Source organism: Streptomyces sp. DH24 (assembly GCF_029813775.1).
Taxonomy (GTDB): Bacteria; Actinomycetota; Actinomycetes; order Streptomycetales; family Streptomycetaceae; genus Streptomyces.
Map to the genome: position 1 here is coordinate 48,791 of NZ_JARVKW010000026.1, position 13,649 is coordinate 62,439.

10 protein-coding genes are annotated in these 13,649 nt (G+C 72.9%); 4 read left to right on the top strand and 6 right to left on the bottom strand.

Going from position 1 to position 13,649, the window contains the following annotated elements:
* Nucleotides 1-424 precede the first annotated feature (424 nt).
* A complete protein-coding gene (locus QC282_RS21145) occupies nucleotides 425-1,921 on the top strand; it encodes an oligopeptide:H+ symporter (protein WP_279551092.1) in 1,497 nt (498 codons plus the stop codon).
* Between the two features lie 320 nt (nucleotides 1,922-2,241).
* Here the strand turns inward: QC282_RS21145 and QC282_RS21150 are convergent, their stop codons facing one another.
* Both QC282_RS21150 and QC282_RS21155 read right to left on the bottom strand, forming a co-directional pair.
* Nucleotides 2,242-2,859 carry an ATP-binding protein gene (locus QC282_RS21150; RefSeq protein WP_279551093.1) on the bottom strand — a complete coding sequence of 206 codons (618 nt, stop codon included), beginning with the start codon at nucleotides 2,857-2,859 and terminating at the stop codon, nucleotides 2,242-2,244.
* A gap of 244 nt (nucleotides 2,860-3,103) precedes the next feature.
* The gene (locus tag QC282_RS21155) at nucleotides 3,104-3,481 is read right to left on the bottom strand and encodes an STAS domain-containing protein (protein WP_279551094.1); all 378 of its coding nucleotides are present in this window, start codon (nucleotides 3,479-3,481) and stop codon (nucleotides 3,104-3,106) included.
* A 240-nt stretch (nucleotides 3,482-3,721) separates the two neighbouring features.
* Between QC282_RS21155 and QC282_RS21160 the strand changes: the two genes are divergently transcribed.
* Complete coding sequence (locus tag QC282_RS21160; RefSeq protein ID WP_279551095.1) at nucleotides 3,722-4,648, top strand: RNA polymerase sigma factor SigF; 927 nt, start codon at nucleotides 3,722-3,724, stop codon at nucleotides 4,646-4,648.
* Between the two features lie 260 nt (nucleotides 4,649-4,908).
* Complete coding sequence (locus tag QC282_RS21165) at nucleotides 4,909-6,468, top strand: RICIN domain-containing protein (protein ID WP_279551096.1); 1,560 nt, start codon at nucleotides 4,909-4,911, stop codon at nucleotides 6,466-6,468.
* 52 nt (nucleotides 6,469-6,520) lie between these two features.
* Here the strand turns inward: QC282_RS21165 and hutI are convergent, their stop codons facing one another.
* The 4 genes from hutI to hutU form a co-directional block, all read right to left on the bottom strand.
* Nucleotides 6,521-7,693, bottom strand: coding sequence for an imidazolonepropionase (gene hutI, locus QC282_RS21170; protein WP_279551097.1), 1,173 nt, complete (start codon nucleotides 7,691-7,693; stop codon nucleotides 6,521-6,523).
* Nucleotides 7,694-7,740: 47 nt separating this feature from the next.
* Nucleotides 7,741-9,081: a formimidoylglutamate deiminase gene (locus QC282_RS21175; protein WP_279551098.1), complete on the bottom strand. Its 1,341-nt coding sequence runs from the start codon at nucleotides 9,079-9,081 to the stop codon at nucleotides 7,741-7,743.
* The gene (locus QC282_RS21180; protein WP_279551134.1) at nucleotides 9,078-10,280 is read right to left on the bottom strand and encodes an allantoate amidohydrolase; all 1,203 of its coding nucleotides are present in this window, start codon (nucleotides 10,278-10,280) and stop codon (nucleotides 9,078-9,080) included. Before QC282_RS21180 ends, QC282_RS21175 begins: the two co-directional genes overlap by 4 nt.
* 113 nt (nucleotides 10,281-10,393) lie before the next feature.
* Nucleotides 10,394-12,058: a urocanate hydratase gene (hutU, locus tag QC282_RS21185; RefSeq protein ID WP_279551099.1), complete on the bottom strand. Its 1,665-nt coding sequence runs from the start codon at nucleotides 12,056-12,058 to the stop codon at nucleotides 10,394-10,396.
* Nucleotides 12,059-12,199: 141 nt separating this feature from the next.
* On the opposite strand from hutU, the gene QC282_RS21190 reads away from it, so the two are divergent.
* Complete coding sequence (locus QC282_RS21190; RefSeq protein ID WP_279551100.1) at nucleotides 12,200-13,612, top strand: diaminopimelate decarboxylase; 1,413 nt, start codon at nucleotides 12,200-12,202, stop codon at nucleotides 13,610-13,612.
* Nucleotides 13,613-13,649 lie beyond the last annotated feature (37 nt).

Sequence of the window (13,649 nt, forward strand, 5' to 3'; positions counted from 1 at the left end):
CTCCGGGGGCTGGTGGCCGGACCTGTGGCTGTGGGGTGCGATCCTGGTAAGGACCTTGGAAAAGGTGGCTGCGGTTCCCCCGTCACCTGTGATCCGCGTCTCAAGTCCTTCCATACCAGGCAGTGTCCTGACGTATGGTGAATCAACGCCTGTAGCACCGCGGGGACCTTTGGCGAGCCGGTTCGCCGAAGGTCGCTTTTGCGTGCGGGCTGGTGCGCCAGCCCTGAACCGAACGACCTGTGGCCGGGCCTCGCAGCGCATCGACGCGCGCAGAGGCGTGGATCCCGGTGGGCGCCGCCCACCGCTCCGTGATCCGGAGCGGACTCCCCCTGGGCGTGGGGTGGACGGCCCTCCGCCGGTGCCGGCCTCCCCCACCGGGCGCGCATCGCATCTGGGAGCGCGTCCCGACCAGCAAGGATCGACCATGGCGTCCAGCCTGACGAAGGACTCGGTCAACCCGGGCACCCCCGGGTCCGAGAAGACCTTCTTCGGCCACCCCCGCGGACTGGCCACTCTCTTCATGACCGAGATGTGGGAGCGGTTCTCCTACTACGGCATGAGGGCTCTGCTCCCGCTGTACCTCGTCGCACCGGGCGGCCTGAACCTCGACGCCGCCACGGCGACGGCGATCTACTCCGTCTACGTGTCGCTGGTCTACCTGCTGGCGATGCCCGGCGGCTGGTTCGGCGACCGGGTCTGGGGCCCCCGCAGGACCGTCGCCGTCGCCGGCGCGGTCATCATGCTGGGCCACCTGACGCTGGCCCTGCCCTCCTCCGGCACCTTCTACGCGGGCCTCGGCCTGGTCGCGATCGGTTCCGGTCTGCTGAAGGCCAACATCTCCACGATGGTCGGCCACCTCTACGACGGCCCGGACGACCCGCGCCGTGACGGCGGCTTCACCGTCTTCTACATGGGCATCAACCTGGGTGCCTTCGCCGCGCCGCTGATCATCGGCACCATCGGCGAGAGCGTGAACTGGCACCTGGGCTTCGCCCTCGCCGCGCTCGGCATGGGGCTCGGGCTCGTGCAGTTCCTGTTCGGCAGCCGTCACCTGGCCGACCGCTCCAGCGTCGTCCCGAAGCCGCTGACGGCCGACGAGAAGGCGTCCACCCTGCGCAAGGCCGCCGTGTGGGCAGGCATCGCCGTCGTCTTCTACGCGATCGTCGGCTTCTCCGGCGTCTACACGCTGAACTGGATCCTGGTCCCGCTGACCCTGCTCGGCGTGATCATCCCGGTGATGGTGCTGGTCAACATCAAGCGCGACAAGGAACTCGACCGCGCCGAGCAGTCGAAGATGTCCGCGTACATCTGGTTCTTCGTCGCCGCGGCCGTCTTCTGGATGATCTACGACCAGGGCGGTTCGACCCTGTCGATCTTCGCCGACTCCTCCGCCGACAACAGCGTCCTCGGCTGGGAGTTCCCGGTCTCCTGGTACCAGTCGGTCAACCCGGTCCTGATCATGGCCCTGGCCCCGGTCTTCGCCTGGTTCTGGCTGGCGCTGAACCGGCGCGGCAAGGAGCCGAGCACGATCGTGAAGTTCGCCTCGGGTCTGGTCCTGGTCGGCGCGTCGTTCTTCCTCTTCCTGGCCCCGCTGTCCATCGCCGACGGCGGCCACAAGGCGGCGGCGCTGTGGCTGGTGGCGATCTACTTCACGCAGACCGTCGGTGAGCTGCTGCTCTCCCCGGTCGGCCTGTCGGTCACCACGAAGATGGCGCCCGCGAAGTACGCCTCGCAGATGATGGGCGTCTGGTTCCTGGCCGTCACCGCCGGTGACGCCACGACCGGTCTGCTCTCCATCGCCGGTGTCGACCTCAACCGGACGGGCGTCGTCGCCCTGGAGGCCACGCTCGCCGTGGTCGCCGGTGTCGCGGTGTGGATGTACCGCAACAAGGTCAAGGAGCTCATGGGCGACGTCCGCTGACACACGCCCCGCTCAACGCGCGGAAGGGCCGCCGCACCGTGAGGGGCGGGCGCCCGTTGGTGGTTTGGCGGGGCGGGGTGGGGTGGGAGGTGGGGGGTGCGCGTGCGGTACGTGCACGTGGGCGGTGCGCGTGCGGGCGATGCGCGCCTTCTCGCGTGGGCGATGCGGTGCAGCCCCGCGCCGACGGACAGTGCGGGCGCGCACGAGGAGGGCCGGGGGTGGGCCCCGCGCGTCGGCGGACAGTGCCGTGCGTACGAGGGAGGCCGGGGTGGGCCCCGCGCCTGCGGTTGCGTGAGAGGCCCGGTTCCGCCCGCGCGGGCCTACGCGGGAGCCCCCAGCTCCGCCCACACGGTCTTGCCCGCTACGCCGGGGGTCCGGAAGACGCCCCAGTCCAGGCACAGCCGCTGGACGATGAACATGCCGTGGCCGCCGGGGCGCCCGGCGCGGTGCGGGGTGCGTGGCGACGGCTGGCCCGTGCCGCGGTCGGAGACCTCGACGCGGATCACCTTGTTGTCGCAGGCGATCCCCAGCTGGTCCGGGCCCTCGGCGTGCAGACAGGCGTTGGTGACCAGCTCGGACACGACCAGCAGGACGTCCTCCGCGGCGGCCCGCTGGTCGGCGGTCGCGGCGGGGAGCCAGCCCCACGCGTACAGCGCCTGGCGGGTGAAGTCGCGGGCGAGCGGCACCACTCCGCTCTGGTCCTCGAAGCTGAGCCTGCGTACCTGCTGACGCCCTCCGGACGCCACGGACGGCACGGCGGTCACCGGACCGCCGCCGGAGCCGCCGGTCGCCGGCCCACCGCCCTGGTCCCCCGGAGCCGCCGCCGACAGGGCCCGCTCGGGCACCCCGGTCGCCGGTACGCCCCCGTCGGACGCCCCGGAAGCGCCGCTGGGCTCCGGACCGCGGTCGCCCGGCGGGTAAGGCCGGGTGGTGCTCATCAGCGCTTCACCTCACCGATTCACCAGTTCACGATTCTCAACGTCACTGCACTGCCGGTCGCCCCGACCGTGGGGCGCGTCACCCCACGGGGTACCCACCGTCACGGCGTTCGACCGGTCCAGGTTGTCTCCTGCCCTGCCATTCCGGCAGAACACCCCTGTATTCGGCACGGACGGCACGACAGGAGCGATCCGCCGGTCACACGGTGACTCGGGGGGCATGGCCACGACCCGGCCCGCCCGCTCAGCCGGGCCCGTCGGCCAGGGCGTCCTCGAGGGTGGCATGAACGGTGAAGACCGCCTCAGCCCCCGTGATCTCGAACACCCGGGCCACCACCGGCTGCATGGCCACGAGGTGCACCCCGCCGCCGCCGGACTCCGCCTTCAGCCTCGCGCCCAGCAGCACGTTGAGGCCAGTGGAGTCGCAGAACTCAAGACGTGAGCAGTCGATGACCAGCCTTGTGAAGCCCTTGGCGATGCAGGCGTCGAGTGGCTCGCGCAACAGATCGGCGGTGTGGTGATCCAACTCACCCGCCGGGGTCACGACGGCACTGGGGCCCTCTTCCCGCACCTCTACCAAGAGCCGGCCCGACTGTGCGCTGCCGACCGTCCCGCGGTCCATGCCGTCTCTCTCTCCCGACGTCGTCGCTGCTTGCTGACGCCCTCGAACACTACGCCTTCCGGCGGGGGTTCGACAGCCGAACAACCCCCTGGAACCGGACATACCAGGATAGAACGCACTTGCGATCGCCCTGGTAAAGCGGGTAGGGCTAGTAAGGACACGTACCCGAACACGGCCGGCTTTGGAGGCGCCGCACACCGCAGTGCACGTACTGGCTTCGGCAGCCATATGCCGAGAACGATGGAGGACATCATGTCACCCCGGCTCGACGGATCGCCTACCCCCAAAGCGACGTCGGCATCCCCTCCGGAACATCCGGATCCCATCGAGCGCGACGACGTCGCCGCACTGGCGGACGACCTGCTCGCGGGACTTCCGGACATCCCCCCGTACGACGAGGTCGCACCGGACGACGCGCGAGCCCTGTCCAAGACCCTCTTCGAGCGCCTCGAGTCGCTGGAGGAAGGCACGTACGAGTACTCGTACGTGCGCAACACACTCGTCGAACTCAACCTCGCCCTGGTCAAGTTCGCCGCCTCCCGGTTCCGCTCCCGCAGCGAGCCGATGGAGGACATCATCCAGGTCGGCACCATCGGCCTGATCAAGGCGATCGACCGCTTCGAACTCAGCCGCGGTGTCGAGTTCCCCACTTTCGCGATGCCTACCATCATCGGCGAAATCAAGCGTTTCTTCCGCGACACCTCGTGGTCCGTGCGCGTGCCGCGCCGTCTGCAGGAGCTCCGGCTCGACCTGGCCAAGGCCGGTGACGAGCTCGCCCAGCAGCTGGACCGCGCGCCGACGGTGTCCGAACTGGCCGAGCGTCTGGGCATCACCAACGACGAGGTCGTCGAGGGCATGGCGGCGTCCAACGCCTACACCGCCAGCTCCCTGGACGCGCAGCCGGAGGAGGACGACGCCGAGGGCACCCTCGCCGACCGCATCGGCTACGAGGACCACGGACTCGAAGGCATCGAGTACGTCGAGTCGTTGAAGCCCCTGATCGCCGAACTCCCGCCCCGGGACCGGAAGATCCTCTCCCTCCGCTTCGTCGCGGGCATGACCCAGTCGGAGATCGGCGAAGAACTCGGCATCTCCCAGATGCACGTCTCGCGGCTGCTGTCCCGGACCCTGGTGCGGCTGCGCAAGGGACTGACCGTCGAGGAGTGACACCCGCCCGCGGTCGGCGCCCCAGACTTCCGGACAACCCGGCCCGACACGGGCCGGGTTGTCCTTTTGGCGGCCGGCTCCGCGCCGTTCCGGCTTCCTCGGGGGCAGAACGCGCTTGCCCCGCGAAACCGTCGGGAGTTACCCGAAGAAACCCTTTCCTCCCCCCACACCTTCCTCCACTATGGGCACCGCCCTACCGGTCGGTACGTCTGGCCGCCGCGTCACACGTGGCCCGACGGGGCGGATGAGGAGGCAGCTGGATGGCCCGGGTCGACGGGACCGACGACGACGCCCGCACCGGAGCCGGAGCGCACGCCGGCGTGTCCGACGCCCGGCTGACCGACCTGCTGCGCGCCGACACCGCCACCGCGTACCCGGCGCTGAGAGAGCTCCGGGCCAGACACAGCCCGTCCCTGCTGGCCTATGCCCGCCTGTGCACGGCGGGCGAGTCCTCGGCGCGGCAGCTCGCGGCCCACGCCTTCACGCAGGCCGCCCGCGAGATCGGGCGCGGCACCGACGCCGGGACACCGCTGCGGCACCGCCTCCTGCTGCTGGCCGGGGAGTCGGCGCGGAACTGGGCCGCCGACGACCGGTCCGGCGCGCTCGACCCGGGGCTGCTGCTCGTCCTGAACACCGCGGGCCCCAAAGGCCCCGTGCCGCCGCTGCTCACCGCGTTCCGCAACCTGTCGCCCCGGGCGCAGGGCCTCGTCTGGTACGGCGTCGTCGAGCAGGAGAGCACCGACCGCACCGCCGTCCTGCTCGGCGTCAACCGCGAGGACGTCGTGCGCGGCACGCCGGCCGCGCTCTGGACCCTGGCGCGGTCCTGTCTGCGGTCGCGGCTCGCCGGCTCCGACGACCCGCGCTGCGCGGACCTGCTGCGCCTCATCGAGGAGTCGGTACGGCAGGGCGGCCCCGGGGACAGCGCCGACCTGCACACCCACATGGCCCGCTGCCCGCACTGCATCGCCGGTTACGAGGAGCAGTGCGCGCTGCGCGACAACCCGCGCACCACGCTGGCCGAGGGACTGCTGCCGTGGGCGGGCACGGCGTACGCGCGCGGCAGGGGGCCGGTGCCGCCGATGCCCGCGATCCGCGCGTCGGACGCGGTGTGGCCGGCGTCCCGTCGGTTCGCGCTGGCCTCGGCGGCCCTCGGCGTCGCCCTGGCCCCGCTGCTGCTGTTCCTGCTGAACAGCGGCGCCCCGGACCAGGAGCCGGTGGGCACCGGCGGCGGCCCGTCGAGCCCGCCGCCGGTGACGGTGACGGCCACGGTTCCGGTGTCGCCCACGGCCTCCCCGTCCACCTCGCCGTCGCCGTCGGTCTCGGCGACCTCCAGGTCCCCCTCGCCCTCGAAGAGTCCGGCACCGACGCGGACCGCGCGCCCGGGGCCGACGCCGAAGCCGCCCGCGCCGGCGCATCCGCCGGGCGCCACCTACGCCCAGGTGGTGAACGCCGCGACCGGTCTCTGCCTCGACATCCGCGACGGCTATGTGGAGCGGGGCACGGACGTCGTCACGGCGCCCTGCTCGTCCTCCCCCACGCAGCGCTGGCGGGTCGACGCCGGGCGGGGCGTCGTGCAGTCGTACGCCGACCCCGGCTACTGCCTGGACAGCCGCGGTTCGGTGGAGCGGGGGGTCGGCATCTGGGAGTGCGCCTCGGTCGACGGGAGCAACGGCCTGAACCTGCGGTTCGCCGTCGACCACGAGGGCCGGATCCGCCCGGCGATCGCCTTCGACACGGCGGCGGCTCCGGACGCGTACGGGGTGGCGCTGCGCCCGCTGGACGGCGGCAGCGCGCAGCGGTGGCGGGCGGGAGCGCGCTGAGGCCCGGTGGGCCCGGGTCCGGTCGCGCAACCGCGTTCGCCGGCGCGGCCGTTCAGACGGCCCTGACGCCGGCGCGCCACACCTGGCTCACCAGCGGGACGCCCGGCCGGTAGGCCAGGTGGACGTGGCTGGGGGCGTCGAGGACGATCAGGTCGGCGCGGGCGCCCGGCGACAGGCGGCCGACGTCGGTGCGGCGCAGGGCCGCGGCGCCGCCTGCCGTGGCGGACCACACCGCCTCGTCGGGCGTCATCCCCATGTCCCGTACGGCGAGCGCGACGCAGAACGGCACGGAGGACGTGAACGACGATCCGGGGTTGCAGTCCGTGGACAGCGCGACCGTGACACCGGCGTCGAGCAGCCGGCGCGCGTCGGGCCACTCGGCGCGGGTGGAGAACTCGGCGCCGGGCAGCAGCGTCGCGACGGTGTTCCCGCTCGCCAGGGCGTCCACGTCGGCGTCGGTGAGGTGGGTGCAGTGGTCGGCGCTGGCCGCGTCGAGTTCGACGGCGAGCCGCACGCCGGGGCCGTAGGAGAGCTGGTTGGCGTGGACGCGCGGATGCAGGCCCTTCGCCTTCCCCGCGGTGAGGACGGCGCGGGCCTGGTCGCCGTCGAAGGCGCCCTTCTCGCAGAAGACGTCGATCCAACGGGCGTACGGCGCGCAGGCGTCGAGCATCTCGCCGGTGACGAGGGCGACGTAGGCGGCCGGGTCGTCGGCGTGGTCCGGGGAGACGATGTGGGCGCCGAGGAAGGTGACCTCGTCGGTGTGGGCGGCGGCGATGCGCAGGGCGCGGGCCTCGTCCTCGACCGTCAGGCCGTAGCCCGACTTCGTCTCGAAGGTGGTCGTGCCCTGGCGCAGGGCCTCGGCGAGGTAACGGGTGAGGTTGGCCTCCAGTTCCGCGTCGGTGGCGGCGCGGGTGGCGGCGACGGTGGTGCGGATGCCGCCCGCGCTGTAGGGGCGGCCGGACATGCGGGCATTGAACTCTGCGGTGCGGTCGCCCGCGAAGACCAGGTGGGAGTGGGAGTCCACGAAGCCCGGGAGCACCGCCCGGCCGCCGGCGTCGACCCGGTTGTCAGTGGCGGGTGCTTTGCTTGATTCACCGGTCCACGCGACCCGGTCGCCGTCGAGGACGACGGCCGCGTCGTGGACCAGTCCGAGGGGGGAGCCGTCACCGAGGGAGGGGTCGTTGGTGACCAGCGTGGCGATGTTGGTGATGACGGTGCTGCTCATGGCGTCCTCGTGGGTGGCGGTGCGGGGGGCGTCGGTGGTCGCTCGGGTCAGGCGCGCAGGTGGTCCACGGCCCGCGCCAGGGCCTCGGGCACGTCGGGTACGAGGGTGTGGGCCCCGTCGCGTACGACGTGCCGTCCGCCGACGACCGTGTGCCGTACGTCGGCCGCGGTCGCGGCGAATACGGCCGTCTCGGCGCCGAGCCGGGGCAGCGGTCCCGCCGTTCTGACCGAGTCCAGCGCGATCGTCGTGAGGTCGGCGAGCGCGCCGCTCTCGATGCTGCCCGCCTCCGTCCAGCCGAGGGCGGCGTGGCCGTCGGCGGTGGCGGCCCGCAGCAGGGCGGCGGCGGTCCAGTGGCCGCGGGTGCGGGTGCGCAGGCGCTCGTTCAGTTCCATCGCGCGGGCCTCTTCGAGCAGGTCGACGACGGCATGGCTGTCGGAGCCGAGCGACAGCGGGGACCCGGCCCGCTGGAGGGCGGCGGCGGGTCCGATGCCGTCGGCGAGGTCGCGTTCGGTGGTGGGGCACATGCAGGTGCCGGTGCCGCTGCCGCCGATCAGCGCGATGTCCTCGTCGGTGAGGTGCGTGTTGTGGACGCCGGTGGTGCGGGCGCCGAGCACGCCGTGGTCGGCGAGGAGCTGGCTCGGGGTGCGGCCGTGGGCCGCCCGGCAGGCGTCGTTCTCGGCGGTCTGCTCGGACAGGTGCACGTGCAGCGGGGCCCGCCGCTCCTCGGCCCACCGGGCCACGGTCGCCAGCTGACCGGCGGGCACGGCCCGTACGGAGTGGATCGCCGCGCCGATCCTCGCGTGATCTTGTTCCTTGAGAAGTGAACAGCGTTCTGCCCAGGCGTCCGCCGTGCCGTCGGAGAAGCGCGTCTGGTGGGTGTTCGGCGGCTCGCCGAAGCCGGAGGACAGGTAGCAGGTGTCGAGGAGGGTGATGCGGATGCCGGCCTCGGCGGCTGCCGCGACGAGCGCCTCGCCCATGGCGTTCGGGTCGGCATAAGGGGTGCCGCCCGGGGCGTGGTGGACGTAGTGGAACTCGCCGACGGCGGTGATGCCGGCCAGGGCCATCTCGGCGTAGGCGGCGCGGGCCAGCGCGTGGTAGGTGTCCGGGGTCAGCCGGTCGGCGACGGAGTACATGACCTCGCGCCAGGTCCAGAAGGTCCCGGAGCCCACCTGGACGGTGCCGCGCAGGGCGCGGTGGAAGGCGTGGCTGTGGGCGTTGGCGAGGCCGGGCAGGGTGAGTCCGCGCAGGATCTCGGCGCCGGGCGGCGGGGCCGGGGTGCCGGTGCGGACGGCGGCGATGCGGCCGTCCCGGACGTCGACGGCCACCCCCGGCTCGACGTTGCCGCCGAGCCAGGCGTGTTCGAGCCAGTAGGTCGTCGGGGATGTCACCTGCAGGCCAGCCCTTCCAGTACGTCGGCGAGTGCGAGCACCCCGGCCACGCAGTCGTCCTCGGCGGCGGACTCGGCCGGGGAGTGCGAGACGCCCGTGGGGTTGCGCACGAACAGCATGGCGGTCGGGACGCGCCCGGACAGGATCCCGGCGTCGTGTCCCGCGCCCGTGCCGAGGACGGGCACCTTGAGGTCGGTGTCCGTGCCGAGGATGCGGGTGAGTTCGTCGCGCAGGGCATGGTCGAACTCGACGACGGGCGTGAACGACTCCCGGACGACGTCGAGGTCGACGCCGTGCGCGGCGGCGTACTCGCGGGCGGCCTTCTCGACGCCGCCGACCACGGTGTCGAGGGCGGCCTGGTCGGCGGCGCGGGAGTCGAGCCAGCCGCGCACCAGGGAGGGGATCGCGTTGACGCCGTTGGGCTCCACGGCGATCTTCCCGAAGGTGGCGACGGCACCGGCGAGTTCGGCCTCGCGCCGGGCGGCGAGCACGGTTTCGGCGTACGACAGCATGGGGTCGCGCCGGTCGGCGAGGCGGGTGGTGCCGGCGTGGTTGGCCTCGCCGCGGAAGTCGAACCGCCAGCGTCCGTGCGGCCAGATGGCGCTCGCGACGCCGACCGGGTCGCCGGACAGGTCGAGGGCGCGGCCCTGTTCGACGTGCAGTTCCACGAAGGCGCCGATGCGGTCCAGCCGCTCCGGGTCGGGCCCGATGGCGTCGGGGTCGTATCCGGCGGCCTCCATGGCGCGCGGCAGGGTGACGCCGTCGCCGTCGGTCAGCCGGTGGGCCTGCTCGACGGTGAGCTGCCCCGCGGTGAGCCGGGACCCGACGCAGGCGAGGCCGAAGCGGGCGCCCTCCTCGTCACCGAAGTTGACGATGCCGAGCGGCTTGGTGAACCGCGCTCCCCTGCCGCGCAGTTCGTCCAGCGCGGCGAAGGAGGACACCACCCCGAGGGGCCCGTCGAAGGCTCCGCCGTCGGGTACGGAGTCGAGGTGCGAGCCCGTGACCACGGCGTCCCCGTCGGCGGGGTCCCCGGCCCAGGCCCACTGGTTCCCGTTCCGGTCGACCTCGTAGGCCAGCCCGCGGGCCTCGGCCTGCGCCCGGAACCAGGCACGGCAGTCGGCGTCGGCCCCGGTCCAGGCGAAGCGCCGGTACCCCTGCGACGCGGAGTGCCGCCCGAGGGGAAGCAGCTCGCGCCACATCTGGTGGAAGGAGGAGCCGCCACCGGAGACGGCCGGGCTGCCACCGGAGACGGCCGGGGTCCCGCCGGAGACGGCCGCCGTGTCGCCGGGTCCGGCCGGGGTGTCGTCGTGCTTCACGCGTCGTCACCCTCGCGCATGGGCACCCGCACGCCCCGCTCCGCCGCGACGGTGTCCGCGATGTCGTACCCGGCGTCCACGTGCCGGATGACGCCCATCCCGGGGTCGTTCGTCAGCACGCGCCGGATCTTCTCGCCCGCCAGCGCCGTGCCGTCGGCCACCGTGACCTGCCCGGCGTGGATCGAGCGCCCCATGCCGACGCCACCGCCGTGGTGCAGCGACACCCAGGACGCGCCCGAGGCGACGTTCACCATGGCGTTCAGCAGCGGCCAGTCCGCGATCGCGTCGGACCCGTCGAGCATGGCCTCGGTCTCCCGGTACGGGGAGGCGACGGAACCGCAGTCGAGGTGGTCGCGGCCGATGACGACCGGTGCCTTCAGCGTGCCGTCGGCGACCATCTCGTTGAACCGCTCGCCGGCCTTGTCCCGCTCGCCGTAGCCGAGCCAGCAGATCCGGGCGGGCAGTCCCTGGAAGTGGACGCGCTCGCCGGCCATCTTGATCCAGCGGGCCAGCGACTCGTTCTCCGGGAAGAGGTCGAGGATCGCCTTGTCCGTGCGGGCGATGTCACCCGGGTCGCCGGACAGGGCGGCCCAGCGGAACGGGCCCTTGCCCTCGCAGAACAGCGGACGGATGTAGGCGGGGACGAAGCCGGGGAAGGCGAACGCCCGGTCGTACCCGGCGAGTTTGGCCTCGCCGCGGATGGAGTTGCCGTAGTCGAAGACCTCGGCGCCGGCGTCCATGAAGCCGACCATGGCCTCGACGTGCCGGGCCATCGACTCGCGGGCCCGGGTGGTGAAGCCGGCCGGGTCCTTCGCCGCGTAGGAGGCCATGTCGTCGAAGTCGACGCCGACCGGCAGGTAGGACAGCGGGTCGTGCGCGGAGGTCTGGTCGGTGACGATGTCGATGGGGGCGCCCATGGCGAGCAGCTGGGGGACGAGCTCGGCGGCGTTGCCGAGGACGCCGATGGACAGCGGCCGGCGCTGGTCGCGGGCCTCGGTGGCGAGCCGGAGCGCGTGGTCGAGGGAGTCCGCCCTGACGTCGAGGTAGCGGTGCTCGATGCGGCGGTCGATGGCGCGGGGGTCGCAGTCGACGCAGATCGCCACACCGTCGTTCATGGTCACGGCGAGGGGCTGGGCGCCGCCCATGCCGCCGAGGCCGGCGGTGAGGGTGATGGTCCCGGCGAGGGTGCCGCCGAACTTCTTCGCGGCGACGGCGGCGAACGTCTCGTAGGTGCCCTGGAGGATGCCCTGGGTGCCGATGTAGATCCAGGAGCCGGCGGTCATCTGCCCGTACATGGTCAGGCCGAGCTGCTCCAGGCGGCGGAACTCCTCCCAGGTGGCCCAGTCGCCGACGAGGTTGGAGTTGGCGATGAGCACGCGCGGGGCCCACTCGTGGGTCTGCATGACGCCGACCGGGCGGCCCGACTGGACGAGCATCGTCTCGTCCTGCTTGAGGGTGCGCAGCGTGCGGACCATGGCGTCGAAGGAGCGCCAGTCGCGGGCGGCCTTGCCGGTGCCGCCGTAGACGACGAGCTTGTCCGGGTGCTCGGCGACCTCGGGGTCGAGGTTGTTCTGCAGCATCCGCAGGGCGGCTTCCTGCTGCCATCCCAGGGCGCTCTTCTCCGTGCCGCGCGGTGATCGGACGGGGCGGGGTCCTGACATGGTGTGCCTCCCAGCGGACGGTGCGTGCGGTCTGCGGCCGCACTGTGTTGCTACGGATATTCACATCCTGACTTGATGAATAGAACTAGTCAATACAGTCGTGCGCCAGCGGCGGCGCGTCGCGGATGTTTGGCTGGAGTCATGCGGTCGGGCAACGGCAGGACGGGGGGCGTCGTGGACGACGGAAACAGCGGGCGTACCGGGCACACGGACCGGGCGGCGCGGCGGGACGAGGCGGTGCGGGCCGCCGTGGAACAGGGCCTGCTGGGCCCGGAGCTCCCCATCGCGGCGCTCCTCGACGTGACCGGGATACGCGAGTCGGCGGCGGAGCTGCGGGCGGCGTTCGAAGCGGTGACGGCTCCGGGCACGCCCGTGCTGCACGCGTTCGCGGTGAAGGCGACCCCGCTGGTGCCGGTGCTGCGGCTGCTGCGCGAGGAGGGCCTGGGCGCGGAGGTGGCGAGCCCGGGCGAGCTGGCCCTGGCCCGGGCGGCGGGGCTGCCCCCGGACCGCACGGTGCTCGACTCGCCGGCCAAGACACCGGCGGAACTGCTGGAGGCACTGGCCCTCGGCATCGCCGTCAACGTGGACAACCCGCAGGAGCTAGACCGCGTGGACGCCCTCATGGCGTCGGCGACCAGCCGCTCCCCCGTCGGAATCCGGGTGAATCCGCAGGTCGGCGCGGGGTCCATCGAGGCGTTGTCCACAGCGACGGCGACCTCGAAGTTCGGGGTGGCGCTGCGGGACGACGGCGCCCGGGAGTGGGTCGTGCGGTCCTGTCTGGACCGGCCGTGGCTGACCCGGCTGCACGCCCACACCGGTTCCCAGGGCGTGCCGCTGTCCCTGATGGCCGAGGGCGTGGCCGAGACGTACGCGCTCGCGGAGGAGATCAACCGGCGCGCGGGCGAGCGGCGGATCGACACGATCGACATCGGCGGCGGACTGCCGGTGAACTTCACCTCCGACGAGGTGACACCGACGTACGCGCAGTACGCGCGGGTGCTGCGGGAGGCGGTGCCGGGGCTGCTCGACGGGCGGTACGGGCTGGTCACCGAGTTCGGGCGGTCACTGCTGGCCAAGCACGGGACGGTGGTGGCGCGGGTCGAGTACGCCAAGAGCGCGGGCGGGCGGCCGGTGGCGGTGACGCACGCGGGCGTGCAGGTCGCGACGCGGACGGTGTACGCGCCGGGGGCCTGGCCGCTGCGCATCGCCGCGTACGACGGCAAGGGACGGCCCAAGTCCGGGCCGGAGGTGGTGCAGGACGTCGCCGGGCCGGCCTGTTTCGCGGGCGACCTGCTCGCCACCGGGCGGGCGCTGCCGCTGCTGGAGCAGGGGGACTACGCGGCGGCGCTGGACACCGGCGCGTACTACTTCGCGCACCACTACGCGTACAACTCCCTGGCGCGGCCCGGCATTTACGGCTTCGCCCCGGACGGCGGCGGGGGCGTCGCGTTCGCGACGGTGCGGGAGCCGCAGACGGTGCGGGAGATCGTGGCGGAGTCCGGCGGGGCGCACGCCACGGCCCTCACCGCCCTCCGGAACACCCCGACCGACTGAGCCGCACACCCCGGCCGCCGCCCGCGCCACCACCCCG

Excerpts from the sequence above, each read along its gene's own strand:
- QC282_RS21150 (WP_279551093.1), bottom strand. The coding sequence starts at position 2,859 with ATGAGCACCACCCGGCCTTACCCGCCGGGCGACCGCGGTCCGGAGCCC.
- QC282_RS21155 (WP_279551094.1), bottom strand. The coding sequence starts at position 3,481 with ATGGACCGCGGGACGGTCGGCAGCGCACAGTCGGGCCGGCTCTTGGTA.
- hutU (WP_279551099.1), bottom strand. The coding sequence starts at position 12,058 with ATGTCAGGACCCCGCCCCGTCCGATCACCGCGCGGCACGGAGAAGAGC.
- QC282_RS21160 (WP_279551095.1), top strand. The coding sequence starts at position 3,722 with ATGGAGGACATCATGTCACCCCGGCTCGACGGATCGCCTACCCCCAAA.
- hutI (WP_279551097.1), bottom strand. The coding sequence starts at position 7,693 with ATGAGCAGCACCGTCATCACCAACATCGCCACGCTGGTCACCAACGAC.
- QC282_RS21180 (WP_279551134.1), bottom strand. The coding sequence starts at position 10,280 with ATGTGGCGCGAGCTGCTTCCCCTCGGGCGGCACTCCGCGTCGCAGGGG.
- QC282_RS21145 (WP_279551092.1), top strand. The coding sequence starts at position 425 with ATGGCGTCCAGCCTGACGAAGGACTCGGTCAACCCGGGCACCCCCGGG.
- QC282_RS21190 (WP_279551100.1), top strand. The coding sequence starts at position 12,200 with ATGCGGTCGGGCAACGGCAGGACGGGGGGCGTCGTGGACGACGGAAAC.
- QC282_RS21165 (WP_279551096.1), top strand. The coding sequence starts at position 4,909 with ATGGCCCGGGTCGACGGGACCGACGACGACGCCCGCACCGGAGCCGGA.